Raw genomic sequence first — 19,150 nt, 5'->3', positions numbered from 1 at the left:
ACGGCTGGCTGCCGGGCTACCTGATCAAAGGCAAAGGCATTCACCTTGAGCATGCAGGCTGGCTGTCGTCGATGCCGTTCATCGCCATGCTGGCGGCGGTGATGCACCTCGATACCCCGCTCGCCGTCATCGCGGCGATGAGCTTCAGCACCTTTATGTGGGGCACCGGCGCGCCCAACATTTTCGCCCTGCTGGCCAAGGCCACCCATCCCCGGGTGAGCGCCACGGCGGGCGGCATTTTCAACGGGCTGGGAAACTTTGCAGGCGCGCTGTCGCCGGCGGTGATGGGCGCGCTTATCGCCTTCACCCACAGCATGGATTCCGGGCTGATTTTTCTGGCGGTGATGGCGGCGGTGGGCTGCGTCCTGTTACTGCCGCTGCTGAGACGTTACTGAGGAGAGTGTCATGACTGATTCAACCGTAACCCACAAAACGGGCATCAAACCTGACCATCTGACGATGGAAGAGTGGGTCGAGTCGCGCATCGCGCGCTTCGAAGGCCGTAAATACGACTGGAACGCGCTGAAGTTCCAGGCCGATTTTGACCCGAAATACCGCCGGGCGCAGATGCGCTACATCGGCACCGGCGCAACCGGCGTGGCGAACGACACCAATACCGTGCAGGCGGACCATTTCACCTTCTCCACCATGGTACTGCCGTCGAAGTGCGAAGGGCCGCTGCACCTGCACGACGACGTGGAAGAGGTGTTCTTCATGCTCAAGGGGCAAATCACGCTGATGATCCAGGATGGCGACAACTACACCGAAACGGTGCTGCGCGAGCGTGACCTGATCTCCGTCCCGCCGGGCATCTATCGCGGCCTGTTTAACCACGGGGAAGAGGAGGCGCTGATGTGCGTCATGCTGGGAACCAACAAGCCGGAAATCCCGACCTATCCGTCCGACCATCCGCTCTCGAAAGTGAAGCGGAACTAAGGGGGCGCCATGACGGGTTTTCGTGAACAGGGAAGCGGCATTCCGCTGATGCTGCTACACGGGATCAGCTCTGGCGCTGCGTCCTGGCACAAGCAGATGGCGCTGAACGGTTTTCGCGTGCTGGCGTGGGACATGCCCGGTTATGGCGAAAGCCCGATGCTGGCCGTAGCGCGGGCAAACGCGGGGGATTACGCCGACGCGCTGGCGGCGATGCTCGACCGCGCCGGTGTCTGGCAGGCAGTGCTGGTTGGCCATTCCCTGGGGGCACTGGTCGCAAGTGCCTTTGCGGCGAAGTTCCCGGATCGCGTCATTCATCTTGTACTGGCCGACGCTGCGCAGGGCTACGGCAATGCCGCGCCGGAGCAGCGGGAGCAGGTCTGGCGCAACCGCGAGCAGCAGATGGCGTTGGGCGGCGAAATCCTCGCCCAGACCCGTGCCGCGAAGCTGCTGCGCCCCGGCGCGCGCGCGGAAGATATCGCCACCGTCGCGGCGGGCATGCGCACGCTGCGCCCGGAAGGCTACCTTGCCGCCGCGTGGATGCTGGCGCATGACGACATTCACGGCTGGCTTAAACGATACGCCGGCACGTTTGAAGTCTGGTGTGGCGAGCAGGACGCGATAACGCAGCCCGAACTGGTGCAGGGGCTGGCGCTGCGCTACGGCATGCCGTTTACCGCAGTTCCGCAGGCCGGGCACGCCAGCTATCTCGATAACGACGTGTTTTTCAACCAACAGCTTTTACGCATTAACGAAGAGGTGCGCGATGAATGCACAAATTGACGGGCGCGTAGCGGTAGTCACCGGCGGTTCTTCTGGCATTGGCTTTGAAACGCTGCGCCTGCTGCTGGGTGAAGGGGCGAAAGTCGCCTTCTGCGGCCGTGACCCGGATCGGCTCGCCAGCGCCCATGCGACGCTGCAAAACGAATTCCCCCACGGGGAGATTTTTTCTTACCGCTGCGACGTGCTGAACGCCGACGAGGTTAAGGCCTTTGCGGATGCGGTGCAGGCGCGCTTTGGCGCGGCTGATCTGCTGATCAACAACGCCGGGCAGGGCTACGTGGCGCACTTCCATGACACCCCGCGCGAGGCGTGGCTGCACGAGGCAGAGCTGAAGCTGTTTGGCGTCATCAATCCGGTGCAGGCGTTTCAGCCGCTGCTGGAGCAGTCAGACATTGCCTCTGTTACCTGCGTCAACTCCCTGCTGGCGCTACAGCCGGAGGAGCACATGATCGCCACCTCTGCCGCTCGTGCCGCGCTGCTGAACATGACGCTGACGCTCTCGAAAGAGCTGGTGGGTAAAGGCATTCGCGTCAATTCCATTTTGCTCGGCATGGTGGAGTCCGGGCAGTGGCTGCGCCGCTTTGAAAATCGGGCGGACAAAAGCCAGAGCTGGCCGGAGTGGACGGCGGATATCGCGCGCAAGCGCGGCATTCCAATGGCGCGCCTCGGCAGACCGCAGGAGCCCGCGCAGGCGCTGCTGTTCCTCGCCTCGCCGCTGGCCTCGTTTACCACCGGCGCCGCGCTGGACGTTTCCGGCGGCTTCTGTCGCCATCTGTAAGGACGCATCATGAAAAAGGTAATGTTGATTGGTTTTGGCGCCATGGCGCAGGCGGTGATTGAGCGCCTGCCCGCCGGTGTGGCTATCGGCTGGATCGTGGCTCGCCCGTCTCACCATGCCGCCATTCACGACCAGTTTGGCGATGCGGTCGAGGCGCTGACGTCGCCGATGGCGTGCGCGCAAACGCCGGATCTGGTGCTGGAATGCGCCAGCCAGCAGGCGGTGGCCCAGTACGGGGAAGAGATCCTGCGTCGCGGCTGGCATCTGGCCGTCATTTCCACCGGCGCGCTGGCGGACAGCGCGCTGGAGCAGCGCCTGCTCGCGGCGGGCGGAAAACTGACTCTGCTTTCCGGTGCAGTGGCCGGTATCGACGGGCTGGCGGCAGCGAAAGAGGGTGGGCTTGAGCGCGTCACCTATCAGTCGCGCAAAAGCCCGGCCAGCTGGCGCGGCAGCTATGCCGAGCAGCTTATCGATCTGAATTCAGTGGCTGAGGCAAAGGTCTTTTTTGAAGGCAGCGCTCGCGAGGCGGCGCGCCTGTTCCCGGCGAACGCCAACGTGGCGGCGACCGTGGCGCTTGGCGGCGTCGGGATGGATGACACTCGCGTGCAGCTGATGGTTGACCCGGCAACGAAACGTAACACCCACACGCTGCACGTCGAAGGGCTGTTTGGCGAATTCCATCTGGAGCTGAGCGGGCTGCCGCTGGCGTCTAACCCTAAAACCTCCACCCTGGCGGCACTGAGTGCGGTGCGCGCCTGCCGCGAGCTGGCCCTGAGCTGAGGAGTGACGATGGACGATCTGAAGATTTTTATCGGCGGCCAGTGGCGACACGGCGGAGGTAACCCGATGCAGAGCCACTTCCCGGCAGACGGGTCGATCAACGCGACGCTGAACGCCGCCAGTCTGGATGACCTGGAGGAGGCGGTAGACGCCGGAGAGCGCGCGTGGCGCGATCCCGCCTGGCGTAACAGCCTTCCGCACGTGCGGGCGAAGATCCTGCACAAGGTGGCGGATCTTATTGAATCCCGTGTGGATGAACTGGCGCAGATGCAGAGCCGGGATAACGGCAAGCCGCTGGCGGAAGCGTGCGGGCTGGTGATGAGCGCGGCGGGAACGGCGCGCTACTTTGCCGCCGCCTGCGAGCTGCTGGAAGGGGAACTTCCGACACCGCGCCAGCCGGATCTGCTGACGCTGAGCCGCTACGAGCCCCTTGGCGTGGTAGCGGCCATCACGCCGTGGAACTCGCCGATTGCCAGCGAAATGCAGAAGGTCGCACCGGCGATTGCCGCCGGGAACGCGGTGATCCTCAAGCCCGCCGAAGCCACGCCGCTGATGGCGCTGGAGCTGGCGCGGATTTTTGAACAGGCCGGGCTGCCCGCCGGGCTGCTGAGCGTCCTGCCGGGCAAAGGCTCGGTGATTGGCGATGCGCTGGCGCGTCATCCTCGCGTGCGCAAAATTTCCTTTACCGGCGGAACCACTACGGGCCGTCATCTGGCGCACGTGGCGGCGGAAAAACTGATCCCGGCCTCGCTGGAGCTGGGCGGCAAATCGCCGACTATCGTGCTGGAGGATGCCGATATCGAACAGGCGGCGCGTGGGATCTGCTACGGCATTTTCAGCTCGGCGGGGCAGGCGTGCATCGCCGGATCGCGGCTGTTTATCCACGAGAGTATTTACGCCCCGCTGATGGCGAGGCTGCTGGAATTAACTCGCGGGCTGCGCGTCGGGCATCCGTTTACCGACGGCGTGCATGTAGGACCGCTGATCGGCGAGAAACATCGCCAGAGCGTGATCGAGTACGTCGAACTTGCGAAGCGGGAAGGGGGCCGCGTGCTGTGCGGCGGCGAGATCCCCGCCGATCCCGCTCTGGCAAACGGCAGCTTTTTCCAGCCAACCATTATCGAAGGGCTACACAACAGCGCCCGCGCATGTCAGGAAGAGATCTTCGGCCCGGTGCTGGTGGCGATGCCGTTTGGCGATGAAGCGGCGCTTATTCGCGAGGCGAACGACTCGGTTTACGGCCTGGCGGCGGGGATCTGGACGCGCGATACCGGGCGCGCCCTGCGTCTCAGCGAGCAGCTGGAGGCAGGCACGGTGTGGATCAACACCTACAAAGTTTTTGCGATTTCGACCCCGTTCGGGGGCTTTAAAGAGAGCGGTCTGGGCCGCGAGAAGGGTATCCAGGGGCTGAAAGCCTGGATGCAACAAAAGAGCATTTATCTGGCGACGGGTAACAGCGTCAACCACTGGTGCGACTGAGAAAGGGTGAGCAATGAGCGAAATGATAACCGTCGGCGACGCCATCGCCAGAACGCTGGAGCAGTATCAGGTTGAGGCCATCTACGGCGTCATCTCCATTCACAACCTGCCGATAGCGGATGCGGTTGGGCAGCGGGGCAATATCCGCTTTGTACCCGCGCGCGGTGAAGCCGGTTCCGTCACCATGGCCGATGCTCACGGGCGCTTTTCCGGCCTCGGCGTGGCGCTGACCAGCACCGGCGCGGGGGCCGGGAACGCGGTAGGCGCGCTAGTGGAAGCGATGAATGCCTGCACGCCGCTGCTGCATTTAACCGGGCAGGTAGAGAAAGCCTGGCTGGACGCCGACACCGGGTTTATCCATGAAACCCGCGATCAGCTGACCTTCCTGAAGGCCAGCTCAAAACGGGCGTACCGTATCAGCAATGCGAATCAGGCGATAGCCATTCTGCATAAAGCCATCCAGGACGCGCAGACCCCGCCGTGCGGACCGGTCTCGGTGGAAATCCCGATTGATATTCAGGGCGCCAAAATTCCGCTGTCGCTGGTAACCGCCCCGGTAAAACCGGCATCGGTTCCAGCCGTGGATACCGGGATGGTTGACGCGCTGTGGGCGCAGCTCAAACAGGCGAAACAGCCGCTGCTGTGGCTGGGCGGCGGGGCGCTGGGAAGCGCTGAGGCGGTGAAAAAACTGGCGGATGCGGGCATCACCGTGATTTCCAGCACCCACGCGCGCGGCGTGCTGCCGGACGACCACCGCACCAGCCTGCGGGCGTTCCACAACTCGCCGTCGGTGGAGGCGCTGATTGCGCAGTGTGATTTTACGCTGGTCGCCGGTTCACGTCTGCGCAGCAACGAAACCCGCTCCTGGACGCTTGAGCTGCCGTCCCCGCGCGTGCAGATTGATATCGACCCGGCGGCAGCCAGCCGTAACTACTTGATGGATAGCACGTTGATAGCCGATTGTTCCGCGGTGCTTGGCGCGCTGGCTGAAAAAGTGCAGGGCCGCGAGTGGGGCAACGCGCAGTGGGATATGCAGGTGCAGCAGGCGGTCGGGCAAGCTGAGCAGGGGCTGCGCGAGCAGTGCGGCGCCTATGCGAAGCTTAACGACGCCATAGAAAAAGCCCTGCCGAAAGACGGCCTGCTGGTGCGCGATATCACCGTGTCCGGCAGCCTGTGGGGTAGCCGCCTGTTCAGGGCTAACGGTCCGCTGCTGAACATTCACTCTCTCGCCGGGGCGATTGGTATGGGACTGCCGATGGCCATCGGCACCGCGATTGCTAACCCGCAGCGCAGGGTGGTGGGACTGGTGGGCGACGGCGGCCTGAGCCTGAATTTAGGCGAGCTGGCGACGCTGGCGCAGGAGAAAGCCAACGTGACGCTGCTCATCATGAACGACGGGGGCTACGGCGTAATGCGCGGTATTCAGGATAAATATTTTGGCGGGCGTCAGTATTATAACGCGCTGCATACACCGGATTTTACCCTGCTGGCGCAGGCGATTGGCCTACAGGCCTGGAGCGTTGAGCGGGCTGAGGACTTTGATGCGGTGATGACGGAAGCGCTGGCGATGCCGGGGCCGTCGGTGGTGGAAGTGCGGATGGGGCAGATTGGCGCCCTGAAGTTTGCCGGGCCGCCACAGAAAACGCTGTACTGATTGAGCCTTGTTGCCCGGTAGCGCGGCGCGCACCGGGCAGAAGTTTTATTTAATTCCGTCTGCCGCCATGCGGTCACGGATATGCTGCGCGCGTTCAACGGAGGCCGGGTGATCGTCAAACATGGAGCTTTGACGGCCTTCCTCCAGTTTCGCCAGTTTTTCGAAGCTGGTGGCTAAACCCGATGGATTGATGCCGCGTTTGCGCAACAGATCGTAAGAGTAGTCATCCGCTTCCGACTCCTGACGCTGGGAGAACTGGGAGTTAACCAGTTTCTCACCCACGTCGCCCAGCTGCGACTGGGACAGGCTGCCGACAATGCCGCCCGCAGAGGCCGCCGCAGCACGCACGGCATTGGTGCCCAGCGCAACCTGCATCCCTTTCTTCACGTGACCGAGAGCAACGTGACCCATTTCATGGCCGATCACCGCTTCCACTTCGTTGTCGGTCATCATGTCCATCAGGCCGCTGTAAACGCGGATACAGCCGTTAGCCATCGCGAAGGCGTTGACGTCTTTCGCCATATACACCTTGTAGTTCACCGGCTGACCGTTAATGTTGTCGCCCAGCGCGGAAGCAATCTTGTTCAGACGCTGCGTGTAGGTGCTGTTTGCCGGGGCAAGCGTAGCTTTTCCATCCATATCCTTACAGGCCTCGTCGCTCAGCGCTTTCACCTGCGCATCGCTCAATGAGTAGGCCTGAAAAGCTTCTGCGCCTGAGGTCATCAGGCCGTTAGAATCCATATTCTGACAGCCGCTTAGCAGGAGCGTTGTTCCCACAGCCAGCCCAATTGCACGCATTTTCATGATGTTGCTTCCGTACTCGTTAATCTGAATTAATTCCGAAAAATGCACCGTCAACGAAGCCGGTGTCGGGCTAAGTATAAGGAATATCTACAGGGGCGGGCGAGTAGATTGCGCAACATGCGAGCATGATCCAGAGATTTCTTAAGCTGCAAAAGAATGGTCCATGTACATGCCCTGCGGCTTGGGTTACATTGTTGGCACTTTTTTCCGGCGTAGCCCAAAACGCGCTGTCGTCAAGGGCATGGCCTTTAACAGTCCGATCTGGAGTTAAAATGTCCTCACGTAAAGAGCTTGCTAATGCTATTCGTGCGCTGAGCATGGACGCAGTACAGAAAGCCAAATCCGGCCACCCGGGCGCCCCTATGGGCATGGCTGACATCGCCGAAGTCCTGTGGCGTGATTTCCTTAACCACAACCCGCAGAACCCGGCATGGGCAGACCGCGACCGTTTCGTGCTGTCTAACGGCCATGGCTCTATGCTGATCTACAGCCTGCTGCACCTCACTGGCTACGATCTGCCAATTGAAGAGCTGAAAAACTTCCGTCAGCTGCACTCCAAAACTCCAGGTCACCCGGAAGTGGGCTACACCGCTGGCGTTGAAACCACTACCGGTCCGCTGGGTCAGGGCATTGCGAATGCCGTGGGTATGGCGATTGCTGAAAAGACCCTGGCGGCACAGTTCAACCGTCCTGGCCACGACATCGTTGACCACTTCACCTATGCGTTCCTGGGCGACGGCTGCATGATGGAAGGCATTTCTCACGAAGTGTGCTCCCTGGCAGGCACCCTGAAGCTGGGTAAACTGGTTGCGTTCTACGACGACAACGGCATCTCCATCGACGGTCACGTTGAAGGCTGGTTCACTGACGACACCGCCGCACGTTTCGAAGCCTACGGCTGGCACGTTGTGCGCGGCGTTGATGGCCACGATGCTGACTCGATTAAACGTGCCGTAGAAGAAGCGCGCGCCGTGACCGACAAACCGTCCCTGCTGATGTGCAAAACCATCATCGGCTTCGGTTCTCCGAACAAAGCGGGCACTCACGACTCCCACGGCGCACCACTGGGCGACGCGGAAATCGCACTGACCCGTGAAGCGCTTGGCTGGAAACACCCTGCCTTCGAAATCCCATCTGAAATCTACGCGCAGTGGGATGCGAAAGAAGTGGGCCAGGCGAAAGAAGCGGCCTGGAACGAGAAGTTCGCGGCTTATGCGAAAGCCTTCCCACAGGAAGCGGCTGAATTCACCCGTCGTATGAAAGGTGACATGCCGTCTGACTTCGACGCGAAAGCGAACGAGTTCATTGCGAAGTTGCAGGCGAACCCGTCTAAAATCGCCAGCCGTAAAGCGTCTCAGAATGCGATCGAAGCGTTTGGTCCTCTGCTTCCAGAATTCCTCGGCGGCTCCGCTGACCTGGCGCCATCTAACCTGACCCTGTGGTCTGGCTCTAAGCCAATCAACGAAGACACTGCCGGTAACTACATCCATTATGGTGTACGTGAATTCGGTATGACCGCGATTGCCAACGGTATCGCTCTGCACGGTGGTTTCCTGCCGTACACCTCTACCTTCCTGATGTTCGTAGAGTATGCACGTAACGCCGTGCGTATGGCCGCGCTGATGAAACAGCGTCAGGTGATGGTCTACACCCACGACTCCATCGGTCTGGGCGAAGATGGTCCAACTCACCAGCCGGTAGAGCAGGTGGCTTCCCTGCGCGTGACCCCGAACATGAGCACATGGCGTCCATGTGACCAGGTTGAATCTGCGGTGGCGTGGAAATACGGCGTTGAGCGTCAGGACGGCCCGACCGCGCTGATCCTCTCTCGTCAGAACCTGGCGCAGCAGGAACGTACCCCAGAGCAGCTGGCAAACATCGCCCGCGGTGGTTACGTGCTGAAAGATTGCGCGGGCCAGCCTGAGCTGATCTTTATCGCGACCGGTTCTGAAGTTGAACTGGCCGTTGCCGCATGGGAAAAACTGACTGCTGAAGGCGTGAAAGCGCGCGTGGTTTCCATGCCGTCTACCGATGCGTTCGACAAGCAGGATGCCGCGTACCGCGAATCCGTACTGCCTAAAGCGGTCTCCGCTCGCGTGGCAGTGGAAGCGGGTATCGCTGACTACTGGTTCAAATACGTTGGCCTGAACGGCGCTATCGTCGGTATGACCACGTTTGGTGAGTCTGCGCCGGCTGAACAGCTGTTTGAAGAGTTTGGCTTCACCGTTGAGAACGTTGTCGCTAAGGCGAAAGAACTGCTGTAATTGCCGTTTTGCCCGGTGGCGCTAACGCTTACCGGGCCTACAAATGGCATAAAATGTAGGCCGGGTAAGCGTTAGCGCCACCCGGCTTTTTTGTATGCACGATTCCTCAGACATGTAACTGCTCTGTGAATTATTCCACCGAAAATGTGATGCAAGTCATATAGCTCGCTTATTCATCTGGACAGAGATTCCTTTTATTCCCCGATTCGCTTATTCTTGCTGAAGCGTTTCAGTCGATTAAATGTTCGACAATTGACCAATCAATCGCAGTTTGTGACAGCAAGGATTCCCCTTCGGGCGTCGCTGGATTACTCTTTCAGCCACCTCAAACTCAGGGATAGCTTTGCAGGAGATCTATGACCGTACGCGTAGCGATTAATGGCTTCGGTCGCATCGGGCGCAACGTGGTTCGTGCTTTATATGAATCCGGGCGTCGTGCGGAAATCACCGTGGTGGCAATCAATGAACTGGCGGATGCTGCGGGCATGGCGCATTTGTTGAAATATGACACCAGCCACGGTCGCTTTGCCTGGGACGTTCGCCAGGAAAGGGAACAGCTGTTCGTCGGTGACGATGCCATCCGCGTGCTGCATGAGAACAGTATTGAAGAGCTGCCCTGGCGCGAACTGGGTGTGGATGTGGTGCTGGACTGTACCGGCGTGTACGGTAACCGTGAACATGGCGAAGCGCATCTGAATGCTGGCGCGAAAAAAGTGCTGTTCTCCCATCCCGGCAGTCACGACCTCGACGCCACCGTCGTGTTTGGTGTCAACCAGCACGAGCTGCAGGCTGAACACCGCATTGTCTCCAACGCCTCCTGTACCACCAACTGCATTATTCCGGTCATTAAACTGTTAGACGATGCGTATGGCATTGAATCCGGTACCGTGACCACGATTCACTCCGCCATGCACGATCAGCAGGTTATCGACGCCTACCATCCGGATTTACGACGCACTCGCGCGGCGAGCCAGTCCATCATTCCGGTGGATACGAAACTGGCTGCCGGGATCACGCGTATTTTCCCGCAGTTTAACGACCGTTTCGAAGCGATTGCCGTGCGCGTCCCGACGATAAACGTCACCGCAATCGATCTTAGCGTGACGGTGAAAAAACCGGTAAAAGCCTGTGAAGTCAACCTGTTGCTGCAAAAAGCGGCACAGGGAGCATTTCATGGTATAGTTGACTATACGGAATTACCGTTGGTCTCAGTAGATTTTAACCACGACCCGCACAGCGCCATCGTGGATGGCACGCAGACGCGAGTCAGTGGTGCGCACCTCATCAAGACGCTGGTCTGGTGTGATAACGAATGGGGCTTTGCTAACCGAATGCTCGACACCACGTTAGCCATGGCCGCAAAAGGTTTCAGGTAGAGCGCACCTTGCGCTTGCAAAACTTTAAGAATCAACGAGAGGATTCACCATGTCTGTAATTAAGATGACCGATCTGGATCTGGCAGGTAAACGCGTTTTCATCCGTGCCGATCTGAACGTACCGGTTAAAGATGGCAAAGTGACCAGCGACGCGCGTATCCGTGCATCTCTGCCAACCATTGAACTGGCTCTGAAGCAGGGCGCTAAAGTGATGGTCACCTCCCACCTGGGCCGTCCAACTGAAGGCGAGTACAACGAAGAGTTCTCTCTGCTGCCGGTTGTTAATTACCTGAAAGACAAACTGTCCAACCCGGTTCGCCTGGTGAAAGATTACCTGGACGGCGTGGAAGTTGCCGAAGGTGAGCTGGTTGTTCTGGAAAACGTTCGCTTCAACAAAGGCGAAAAGAAAGACGACGAAACCCTGTCCAAAAAATACGCTGCGCTGTGCGACGTATTCGTGATGGATGCATTCGGTACGGCTCACCGTGCGCAGGCTTCTACCCACGGTATCGGTAAATTCGCAGACGTCGCCTGTGCAGGTCCACTGCTGGCTGACGAACTGGAAGCTCTGGGTAAAGCACTGAAAGAACCTGCTCGTCCGATGGTCGCTATCGTTGGTGGTTCTAAAGTTTCTACCAAACTGACCGTTCTGGATTCTCTGTCCAAAATTGCTGACCAGCTGATCGTTGGCGGTGGTATCGCGAACACCTTCGTTGCTGCGCAAGGCCACAACGTGGGTAAATCCCTTTACGAAGCGGATCTGGTTGACGAAGCCAAACGTCTGCTGAGCACCTGTGATATCCCGGTTCCAACTGACGTTCGCGTGGCGACCGAGTTCTCCGAAACTGCTACCGCAACCCTTAAATCTGTTAATGACATCAAAGATGAAGAGCAGATTCTGGACCTGGGCGACGTTTCTGCACAGAAACTGGCTGAAATCCTGAAAAACGCAAAAACTATCCTGTGGAACGGTCCTGTCGGCGTGTTCGAATTCCCGAACTTCCGCAAAGGGACTGAAATCGTGGCTAACGCTATCGCAGACAGCGAAGCGTTCTCTATCGCAGGCGGTGGTGACACCCTGGCAGCTATCGACCTGTTCGGTATCGCTGACAAGATCTCCTACATCTCCACTGGTGGCGGCGCATTCCTCGAATTCGTGGAAGGCAAAGTCCTGCCAGCAGTAGCAATGCTCGAAGAGCGCGCTAAGAAGTAAGCCATTCAGGGGCAGGAAAACCTGCCCAATTTTCAGCGCGCTTATCAGAGCTCGCACCTTTTCTAACGGCCGAAGATACAGGACTAAGCAACATGTCTAAAATTTTTGATTTCGTAAAACCTGGCGTTATCACTGGTGATGACGTACAGAAAGTGTTCCAGGTAGCTAAAGAAAACAACTTCGCTCTGCCAGCAGTTAACTGCGTAGGTACCGACTCCATCAACGCCGTACTGGAAACCGCTGCAAAAGTTAAAGCACCGGTTATCGTTCAGTTCTCTAACGGCGGCGCTGCGTTCATCGCAGGTAAAGGCGTGAAAACTGACGTTCCTCAGGGCGCTGCTATCCTGGGTGCTATCTCTGGCGCACATCATGTTCACCAGATGGCTGAGCACTACGGTGTTCCGGTTATCCTGCACACTGACCACTGCGCGAAAAAACTGCTGCCATGGATCGACGGTCTGCTGGACGCAGGTGAAAAACACTTCGCAGCAACCGGTAAGCCACTGTTCTCTTCTCACATGATCGACCTGTCCGAAGAGTCTCTGGAAGAAAACATCGAGATCTGCTCTAAGTACCTGGCGCGTATGTCCAAAATGGGCATGACCCTGGAAATCGAACTGGGTTGCACCGGCGGTGAAGAAGACGGTGTGGACAACAGCCACATGGACGCTTCTGCTCTGTACACTCAGCCAGAAGACGTTGATTACGCTTACACCGAGCTAAGCAAAATCAGCCCACGCTTCACCATCGCAGCATCCTTCGGTAACGTGCACGGCGTGTACAAGCCAGGTAACGTGGTTCTGACCCCGACCATCCTGCGTGATTCTCAGGAATATGTGTCTAAGAAACACAACCTGCCGCACAACAGCCTGAACTTCGTCTTCCACGGCGGTTCCGGTTCTTCTGCTCAGGAAATCAAAGATTCCGTAAGCTACGGCGTAGTGAAAATGAACATCGATACCGACACCCAGTGGGCAACCTGGGACGGTATCCTGCAATACTACAAAACCAACGAAGCTTACCTGCAAGGTCAGCTGGGCAACCCGAAAGGCGAAGACCAGCCGAACAAGAAATACTACGATCCACGCGTATGGCTGCGCGCTGCCCAGACTTCTATGATTACTCGTCTGGAGCAGGCATTCAAAGAACTGAACGCGGTTGACGTTCTGTAATTTGTACTGCTGACAGCACATCAGAAGGCCCGCAAATGCGGGCCTTTTTTTATGCTTTTTCAATATCCTGCAATACCTGATTTTGTGATCTGTTTGGCATTACCCGCTCTTTTTGTTTACCCTTTACTGACCTGCCTGTCCCCTTAAGGGATAGATTTTGTGTTTTGGTTTAGCAAAAGGAAGAATAAATGGAACAACTTGATGTTGTAGACAGCATCAATCACGCGGGTAACTGGCTGGTGCGCAACCAGGCGCTACTGCTGAGCTACGCTGTGAATATTGTTGCCGCTATTGCCATCATCATTGTCGGGATGATCGTGGCGCGTATCGTATCGAACGCGGTCAACCGGGTGATGGTTGCACGACACATTGACGCCACGGTCGCCGATTTCCTCTCCGCGCTGGTGCGTTACGGCATCATCGCCTTTACGCTGATTGCGGCGCTGGGGCGTGTCGGCGTGCAGACGGCATCCGTCATCGCTGTGCTCGGTGCTGCCGGTCTGGCCATTGGTCTGGCATTACAGGGTTCGCTGTCGAACCTGGCGGCGGGCGTACTGCTGGTAACCTTCCGTCCGTTCCGTTCCGGTGAATACGTGGATTTAGGCGGGATCGCGGGTACCGTGTTGCAGGTACAGATTTTCTCTACCACTCTGCGTACTGTCGACGGTCGTATTGTGGTGGTACCGAACGGGAAAATCATTGCCGGCAATATCATTAACTTCTCCCGCGAGCCGGTGCGTCGTAACGAGCTGATCATCAGCGTGGCGTACGATTCCGATATCGATCAGGTGAAGTCTCTGATTACCAACATCATTGCTTCAGATGACCGTATTCTGAAGGACCGCGAGCAGACCGTTCGTCTGAATGAACTGGGCGCATCATCCATTAATTTTGTGGTGCGCATCTGGAGCAAAAGCAGCGATCTGCAAAACGTATACTGGGATGTGCTGGAGCGCATTAAGCGTGACTTCGATGCTAACGGCATCAGCTTCCCGTACCCGCAGATGGACGTAAACGTCAAAAAAGTCAAAGAAGCAGAGTAACGTCTCCGTAGGCCCGGTAAGCATCAGCGACACCGGGCTTTTCTTTTATTAGCCTCGCTAATCCCCAATTAATATTATCCATTTCCTCTAATGTCGTTCCCGCAGTATAGTCTGCCCCAGGACAACTCTGCGAGAATTACGTTATGTTATCTTACTATTTTCAAGGGCTTGCGTTAGGTGCGGCCATGATCCTTCCCCTTGGTCCACAAAATGCGTTCGTGATGAATCAGGGCATCCGCCGTCAGTACCATCTGATGATTGCCTTGCTGTGCGCGGTGAGCGATCTGCTGTTGATTTGCGCCGGGATTTTTGGCGGCAGCGCCCTGTTGATGCAGTCGCCGTGGCTGCTGGCACTGGTTACCTGGGGCGGCGTAGCGTTTCTGCTGTGGTACGGGTTTGGCGCCCTGAAAACGGCCATGAGCAGCAATCTTGAGCTGGCGAGCGCCGAAGTGATGAAGCAAGGGCGCTGGAAGATTATCGTCACCATGCTCGCCGTGACATGGCTTAACCCGCACGTTTATCTTGATACGTTCGTGGTGCTCGGCAGCCTGGGTGGACAGCTGGACGTTGAGCCCAAACGCTGGTTTGCGCTCGGTACGGTCAGCGCCTCCTTCCTCTGGTTCTTTGGTCTTGCGATCCTGGCGGCATGGCTGGCACCACGACTGCGTACCGCCAAAGCGCAGCGCATTATCAATACCCTGGTGGGGCTGGTGATGTGGTTTATTGCCTTCCAGCTGGCGAAAGAGGGCATTCATCACGTACAGGGATTGTTCAACTAAGCGTTGTCTTATGGACATCTGAACAAGACCCGCTAAGCTTGCTGGCATGAGCCCTGTTAACAGGGCACTCTTCGCAACATGGAGGAATGACAGTGAAGTTTAAGGTGATGGTCCTGGCGGCATTAGTAAGTTTAGGTGCGGTGTCGGTGCAGGCGAATGAACTGCCAAACGGCCCGCACATTGTCACTTCAGGTACGGCAAGCGTGGATGCGGTACCGGATGTTGCAACCCTGGCAATTGAAGTGAACGTGGCGGCGAAAGATGCTGCTTCCGCCAAGAAACAGGCAGACGATCGTGTTGCGCAATACCTCTCTTTCCTTGAACAGAACGGTGTCGCGAAAAAAGACATCAGCTCTGCGAACCTGCGTACTCAACCGGATTACGATTACCAGAACGGCAAAAGCATCCTGAAAGGCTATCGCGCCGTGCGTACTGTAGAAGTGACCGTGCGCCAGCTTGATAAGCTCAACGGATTGCTGGATGGTGCGCTGAAGGCAGGGCTGAACGAAATTCGTTCCGTCTCGCTGGGCGTTGCGCAACCGGAGAAGTATAAAGACGAAGCGCGTAAAGCGGCGATTGATGATGCCATTCATCAGGCACAGCAGCTGGCATCCGGCTTCAAGAGCAAGCTCGGTCCGGTTTACAGCGTGCGTTACCACGTTTCAAACTACCAGCCAAGCCCGATGGTGCGGATGATGAAAGCGGACGCCGCGCCGGTTTCTGCTCAGGAAACCTACGAGCAGCCAACCATTCAGTTCGACGATCAGGTTGATGTGGTGTTCCAGCTGGAGCCGACTGAAAAGCCAGCTCAGTAACCCGTAGGCCGGGTAAGGCGAAGCCGCCACCCGGCTTGTTTTTCAATCCTGTCTTAACACCTTATGCCCAAACGCCAGCAGCGCGTCGGTGACGTTGCGCATCATGCGGCTTTCCGGCGCAAAACGGTGCCAGTACAACATCCGGCGCTGATACAGCCCCGGAGTTAAATCAATCAGCTCACCGCTTTTCAACTCTTTCTCAATCTGCAGATGCGGGATCATGCAGCAGGTGGTTCCCTGACGTGCAAGCTGCACGAAGGCTTCGGACGAGTTAACGATATGACACGGCACGCTGCCCGGCGGCAGATCGAAGTTTTGCTGCAGGAAGGCCTGATGCATATCGTCCAGATGGTCGAACGCGACGGCAGGCGCTTTCAGCAGCGCGGCGCGGGTCACACCGTTCGGGAAATAGCGCTCGGCAAAGGCTTTTGAACCGACGAAGAGGTAATCCAGCGCGCCCAACTGATCCACCAGACAGCTTGGCAGCGCCTGAGGCTGAATACTGACGGCACCAACCACTTCGCCGCGACGCAGGCGTTCCTGGGTGCGGGTTTCATCTTCAACCTGGAGATTCAGGCGGATAGGGGAGTCGGCCAGCACCGGCGCAAGGGCCGGCAGCAGCCAGGTTGCCAGACTGTCGGCGTTCACCGCCAGCGACAGCAGCAGCGGCGTGGAGCCGGTCTGTTCATCGCCCAGCCACTCATCTTCCAGCAGTTCAACCTGGCGCAGCAGGGCGAGGAGCTTTTGTCCTTGCTCCGTTGGACGCGGCGGTACGGTACGCACCAGCAGCGGCTGCCCGAACATGTTTTCAAGCTGTTTGATACGCTGTGATACGGCGGACTGGGTGATGCACAGCTTTTGCGCCGCGCGCTCAAAACCGCGTTCACGAATAACTGCATCAAGTGCCTGTAGTGTTCTGTAGTCCGGACGTTTCATTGCTCTGGCTGACTCCTTAATTTTGCTTAATCTGCACTATGACACAATTTTCCCTTCGTGGCAGACGAAATCCATTCGACGTGTTCTATAATGCGCCCTGAGTTTTCACACCACAGGCAAAACGATCATGACGCAGGATGAACTGAAAAAAGCAGTAGGATGGGCGGCTCTCCAGTACGTACAGCCGGGTACCATTGTCGGTGTTGGTACGGGATCGACGGCGGCGCACTTTATCGATGCGCTGGGCACGATGAAGGGGCAAATCGAGGGCGCGGTTTCGAGCTCCGATGCTTCCACGGAAAAGCTGAAAAGCCTCGGCATCACTGTTTTCGACCTCAACGAAGTGGACCGTCTGGGCATTTACGTTGATGGCGCGGATGAAATCAACGGCCACATGCAGATGATCAAAGGCGGTGGCGCGGCGCTGACCCGCGAAAAAATCATTGCCTCCGTGGCGGATAAGTTCATCTGCATCGCGGACGCCTCCAAGCAGGTCGACATTCTGGGGAGTTTCCCGCTGCCGGTCGAAGTGATCCCGATGGCGCGCAGTGCCGTGGCACGTCAACTGGTGAAGCTGGGTGGTCGTCCGGAATACCGTCAGGGTGTGGTGACCGACAACGGCAACGTGATCCTCGACGTTCACGGCCTTGAGATCCTCGATGCCATTGCGCTGGAAAATGCGATCAACGGCATTCCGGGCGTCGTTACCGTAGGGTTATTTGCCAACCGTGGCGCGGACGTGGCGCTGATCGGCACGGCTGACGGTGTAAAAACCATCGTAAAATGATCTGACGGGGGGAGCGCTCCCCCCGCTAAAAAATTTTGAAAAGCTAAATTCGGTGACTTGTGTCACGTTTTTCCGCCTCTTTTGCCGATCCTTCCGCGTTTGTAAATTTCCATAGCATTTTCCTCTGTCATTTTGCTCTGTATGACTTTTCTTCAGAGTGCCGACGCAAACGTTCATATTGCTGCAATAGTTTTTTTTGATATGTTGGCTGCACGGGATTTATATCCAGCACAACATCAGTTCAGATAAAAACAGGGTCGGGTAAATGGCAAAGGTATCACTGGAGAAAGACAAGATTAAATTCCTGCTGGTTGAAGGCGTGCACCAGAAAGCGCTCGATAGCCTTCGCGCTGCAGGTTACACCAACATCGAATTTCACAAAGGCGCGCTGGATACTGAAGAGCTGAAAGCGTCCATCCGTGATGCCCATTTCATTGGCCTGCGATCCCGTACCCAACTGACTGAAGACGTTATTGCTGCGGCGGAAAAGCTGGTGGCGATTGGCTGTTTCTGTATCGGTACCAATCAGGTTGATCTGAATGCCGCCGCAAAACGCGGTATCCCGGTTTTTAACGCCCCGTTCTCCAACACCCGTTCCGTGGCGGAGCTGGTGATTGGCGAGCTGCTGCTACTCCTTCGCGGTATTCCGGAAGCTAACGCCAAAGCGCACCGCGGCGTGTGGAATAAACTGGCCGCGGGCTCCTACGAAGCGCGTGGTAAAAAACTCGGGATTATTGGTTACGGCCACATCGGTACGCAGCTCGGTATTCTGGCGGAATCCCTTGGCATGCACGTGTTTTTCTACGATATCGAAAACAAACTGCCGCTGGGTAACGCGACGCAGGTGCAGCATCTTTCTGACCTGCTGAACATGAGCGACGTGGTCAGCCTGCACGTGCCGGAAAATGCGTCCACCAAAAACATGATGGGAGCGGAAGAGCTGGCGCTGATGAAGCCGGGCTCGCTGCTGATCAACGCCGCGCGCGGTACAGTGGTCGATATTCCTGCCCTGTGCGATGCGCTGAAGCGTAAGCATCTGGCGGGTGCGGCGATTGACGTGTTCCCGACGGAACCGGCCACCAACAGCGATCCGTTCACCTCTCCACTGTGCGAGTTCGACAACGTGATCCTGACGCCGCACATCGGCGGTTCTACTCAGGAAGCGCAGGAGAATATCGGCCTGGAAGTGGCGGGCAAGCTGAGCAAATATTCCGACAACGGTTCAACGCTCTCTGCGGTGAACTTCCCGGAAGTGTCTCTGCCGCTACACGGCGGGCGTCGTCTGCTGCACATTCACGAAAACCGTCCGGGCGTGCTGACTGCTATCAACCAGATCTTTGCCGAACAGGGCGTCAACATTGCCGCGCAGTATCTGCAAACGAACGCGCAGATGGGTTATGTGGTGATTGATATTGAAGCGGATGAAGACATTGCCGAGAAAGCATTGCAGAGCATGAAGGCCATTCCGGGGACGATTCGCGCGCGTCTGCTGTACTGATAGTGCGGTCTGTGGTGTCGGGTGGCGCTTACGCATACCCGACCTACAATGTTCGT

Annotated in this window: 17 protein-coding genes and 1 pseudogene; 16 read left to right on the top strand and 2 right to left on the bottom strand. The window is 57.6% G+C overall.

The window, feature by feature from the left end; genetic code table 11:
* The 7 genes and pseudogenes from IPZ49_RS12715 to IPZ49_RS12685 all read left to right on the top strand — a co-directional run.
* Positions 1-395, top strand: a pseudogene (locus IPZ49_RS12715) (MFS transporter); the annotation flags it as partial.
* Between the two features lie 10 nt (positions 396-405).
* The gene (locus IPZ49_RS12710; RefSeq protein WP_022649339.1) at positions 406-936 is read left to right on the top strand and encodes a cupin domain-containing protein; all 531 of its coding nucleotides are present in this window, start codon (positions 406-408) and stop codon (positions 934-936) included.
* Positions 937-945: 9 nt separating this feature from the next.
* The gene (locus IPZ49_RS12705) at positions 946-1,716 is read left to right on the top strand and encodes an alpha/beta fold hydrolase (RefSeq protein ID WP_022649338.1); all 771 of its coding nucleotides are present in this window, start codon (positions 946-948) and stop codon (positions 1,714-1,716) included.
* Positions 1,700-2,494: an SDR family oxidoreductase gene (locus IPZ49_RS12700; protein WP_022649337.1), complete on the top strand. Its 795-nt coding sequence runs from the start codon at positions 1,700-1,702 to the stop codon at positions 2,492-2,494. Before IPZ49_RS12705 ends, IPZ49_RS12700 begins: the two co-directional genes overlap by 17 nt.
* A gap of 9 nt (positions 2,495-2,503) precedes the next feature.
* A complete protein-coding gene (locus tag IPZ49_RS12695; RefSeq protein WP_022649336.1) occupies positions 2,504-3,274 on the top strand; it encodes an aspartate dehydrogenase in 771 nt (256 codons plus the stop codon).
* Between the two features lie 9 nt (positions 3,275-3,283).
* A complete protein-coding gene (locus tag IPZ49_RS12690; RefSeq protein WP_022649335.1) occupies positions 3,284-4,753 on the top strand; it encodes an aldehyde dehydrogenase in 1,470 nt (489 codons plus the stop codon).
* A 13-nt stretch (positions 4,754-4,766) separates the two neighbouring features.
* Entirely contained in the window at positions 4,767-6,407 is a 1,641-nt protein-coding gene (locus IPZ49_RS12685) for a thiamine pyrophosphate-binding protein (protein ID WP_063146835.1), read from the top strand.
* A gap of 45 nt (positions 6,408-6,452) precedes the next feature.
* On the opposite strand, the gene IPZ49_RS12680 is transcribed toward IPZ49_RS12685, so the two are convergent.
* Positions 6,453-7,211 carry a M48 family metallopeptidase gene (locus IPZ49_RS12680; protein WP_003860073.1) on the bottom strand — a complete coding sequence of 253 codons (759 nt, stop codon included), beginning with the start codon at positions 7,209-7,211 and terminating at the stop codon, positions 6,453-6,455.
* Positions 7,212-7,483: 272 nt separating this feature from the next.
* Here IPZ49_RS12680 and tkt point away from each other — a divergent pair, with 272 nt between their 5' ends.
* The 7 genes from tkt (at position 7,484) to IPZ49_RS12645 (ending at position 15,873) form a co-directional block, all read left to right on the top strand.
* Positions 7,484-9,475, top strand: coding sequence for a transketolase (gene tkt, locus IPZ49_RS12675; protein ID WP_041908344.1), 1,992 nt, complete (start codon positions 7,484-7,486; stop codon positions 9,473-9,475).
* 356 nt (positions 9,476-9,831) lie between these two features.
* Positions 9,832-10,851 (top strand): erythrose-4-phosphate dehydrogenase, encoded by a 1,020-nt coding sequence (gene epd, locus IPZ49_RS12670; protein WP_022649326.1) that lies wholly within the window; start codon positions 9,832-9,834, stop codon positions 10,849-10,851.
* Between the two features lie 49 nt (positions 10,852-10,900).
* On the top strand, positions 10,901-12,064 hold the full coding sequence (gene pgk, locus IPZ49_RS12665; protein ID WP_023298554.1) for a phosphoglycerate kinase: 1,164 nt from the start codon (positions 10,901-10,903) through the stop codon (positions 12,062-12,064).
* 92 nt (positions 12,065-12,156) lie between these two features.
* Positions 12,157-13,236: a class II fructose-bisphosphate aldolase gene (gene fbaA, locus IPZ49_RS12660; RefSeq protein WP_017692704.1), complete on the top strand. Its 1,080-nt coding sequence runs from the start codon at positions 12,157-12,159 to the stop codon at positions 13,234-13,236.
* Between the two features lie 188 nt (positions 13,237-13,424).
* Positions 13,425-14,279: a small-conductance mechanosensitive channel MscS gene (locus IPZ49_RS12655; protein WP_022649325.1), complete on the top strand. Its 855-nt coding sequence runs from the start codon at positions 13,425-13,427 to the stop codon at positions 14,277-14,279.
* 143 nt (positions 14,280-14,422) lie between these two features.
* Positions 14,423-15,058 (top strand): arginine exporter ArgO, encoded by a 636-nt coding sequence (gene argO / locus IPZ49_RS12650; protein WP_003860085.1) that lies wholly within the window; start codon positions 14,423-14,425, stop codon positions 15,056-15,058.
* A 92-nt stretch (positions 15,059-15,150) separates the two neighbouring features.
* Positions 15,151-15,873 (top strand): oxidative stress defense protein, encoded by a 723-nt coding sequence (locus IPZ49_RS12645; protein ID WP_063146836.1) that lies wholly within the window; start codon positions 15,151-15,153, stop codon positions 15,871-15,873.
* Positions 15,874-15,915: 42 nt separating this feature from the next.
* Here IPZ49_RS12645 and argP read toward each other — a convergent pair whose 3' ends face one another.
* A complete protein-coding gene (gene argP / locus IPZ49_RS12640) occupies positions 15,916-16,809 on the bottom strand; it encodes a DNA-binding transcriptional regulator ArgP (protein ID WP_003860089.1) in 894 nt (297 codons plus the stop codon).
* 127 nt (positions 16,810-16,936) lie between these two features.
* Between argP and rpiA the strand changes: the two genes are divergently transcribed.
* Positions 16,937-17,596 (top strand): ribose-5-phosphate isomerase RpiA, encoded by a 660-nt coding sequence (gene rpiA, locus IPZ49_RS12635; protein WP_022649322.1) that lies wholly within the window; start codon positions 16,937-16,939, stop codon positions 17,594-17,596.
* Between the two features lie 265 nt (positions 17,597-17,861).
* Complete coding sequence (gene serA, locus IPZ49_RS12630) at positions 17,862-19,094, top strand: phosphoglycerate dehydrogenase (protein WP_022649321.1); 1,233 nt, start codon at positions 17,862-17,864, stop codon at positions 19,092-19,094.
* Positions 19,095-19,150: the final 56 nt, after the last annotated feature.

It is taken from the genome of Enterobacter cloacae complex sp. S2 (genome assembly GCF_015159675.1).
In the GTDB taxonomy this organism is placed as follows: Bacteria; Pseudomonadota; Gammaproteobacteria; order Enterobacterales; family Enterobacteriaceae; genus Enterobacter; species Enterobacter intestinihominis.
The sequence above is the reverse complement of the archived record's forward strand: the minus strand, read 5'-3'. Positions and strand labels throughout refer to the sequence as shown.

What these genes read in the sequence shown, in the direction of transcription:
- IPZ49_RS12710 (WP_022649339.1), top strand. Translation starts at nt 406, where the DNA reads ATGACTGATTCAACCGTAACCCACAAAACGGGCATCAAACCTGACCAT.
- IPZ49_RS12705 (WP_022649338.1), top strand. Translation starts at nt 946, where the DNA reads ATGACGGGTTTTCGTGAACAGGGAAGCGGCATTCCGCTGATGCTGCTA.
- IPZ49_RS12700 (WP_022649337.1), top strand. Translation starts at nt 1,700, where the DNA reads ATGAATGCACAAATTGACGGGCGCGTAGCGGTAGTCACCGGCGGTTCT.
- IPZ49_RS12695 (WP_022649336.1), top strand. Translation starts at nt 2,504, where the DNA reads ATGAAAAAGGTAATGTTGATTGGTTTTGGCGCCATGGCGCAGGCGGTG.
- IPZ49_RS12690 (WP_022649335.1), top strand. Translation starts at nt 3,284, where the DNA reads ATGGACGATCTGAAGATTTTTATCGGCGGCCAGTGGCGACACGGCGGA.
- IPZ49_RS12685 (WP_063146835.1), top strand. Translation starts at nt 4,767, where the DNA reads ATGAGCGAAATGATAACCGTCGGCGACGCCATCGCCAGAACGCTGGAG.
- IPZ49_RS12680 (WP_003860073.1), bottom strand. Translation starts at nt 7,211, where the DNA reads ATGAAAATGCGTGCAATTGGGCTGGCTGTGGGAACAACGCTCCTGCTA.
- tkt (WP_041908344.1), top strand. Translation starts at nt 7,484, where the DNA reads ATGTCCTCACGTAAAGAGCTTGCTAATGCTATTCGTGCGCTGAGCATG.
- epd (WP_022649326.1), top strand. Translation starts at nt 9,832, where the DNA reads ATGACCGTACGCGTAGCGATTAATGGCTTCGGTCGCATCGGGCGCAAC.
- pgk (WP_023298554.1), top strand. Translation starts at nt 10,901, where the DNA reads ATGTCTGTAATTAAGATGACCGATCTGGATCTGGCAGGTAAACGCGTT.
- fbaA (WP_017692704.1), top strand. Translation starts at nt 12,157, where the DNA reads ATGTCTAAAATTTTTGATTTCGTAAAACCTGGCGTTATCACTGGTGAT.
- IPZ49_RS12655 (WP_022649325.1), top strand. Translation starts at nt 13,425, where the DNA reads ATGGAACAACTTGATGTTGTAGACAGCATCAATCACGCGGGTAACTGG.
- argO (WP_003860085.1), top strand. Translation starts at nt 14,423, where the DNA reads ATGTTATCTTACTATTTTCAAGGGCTTGCGTTAGGTGCGGCCATGATC.
- argP (WP_003860089.1), bottom strand. Translation starts at nt 16,809, where the DNA reads ATGAAACGTCCGGACTACAGAACACTACAGGCACTTGATGCAGTTATT.
- rpiA (WP_022649322.1), top strand. Translation starts at nt 16,937, where the DNA reads ATGACGCAGGATGAACTGAAAAAAGCAGTAGGATGGGCGGCTCTCCAG.
- serA (WP_022649321.1), top strand. Translation starts at nt 17,862, where the DNA reads ATGGCAAAGGTATCACTGGAGAAAGACAAGATTAAATTCCTGCTGGTT.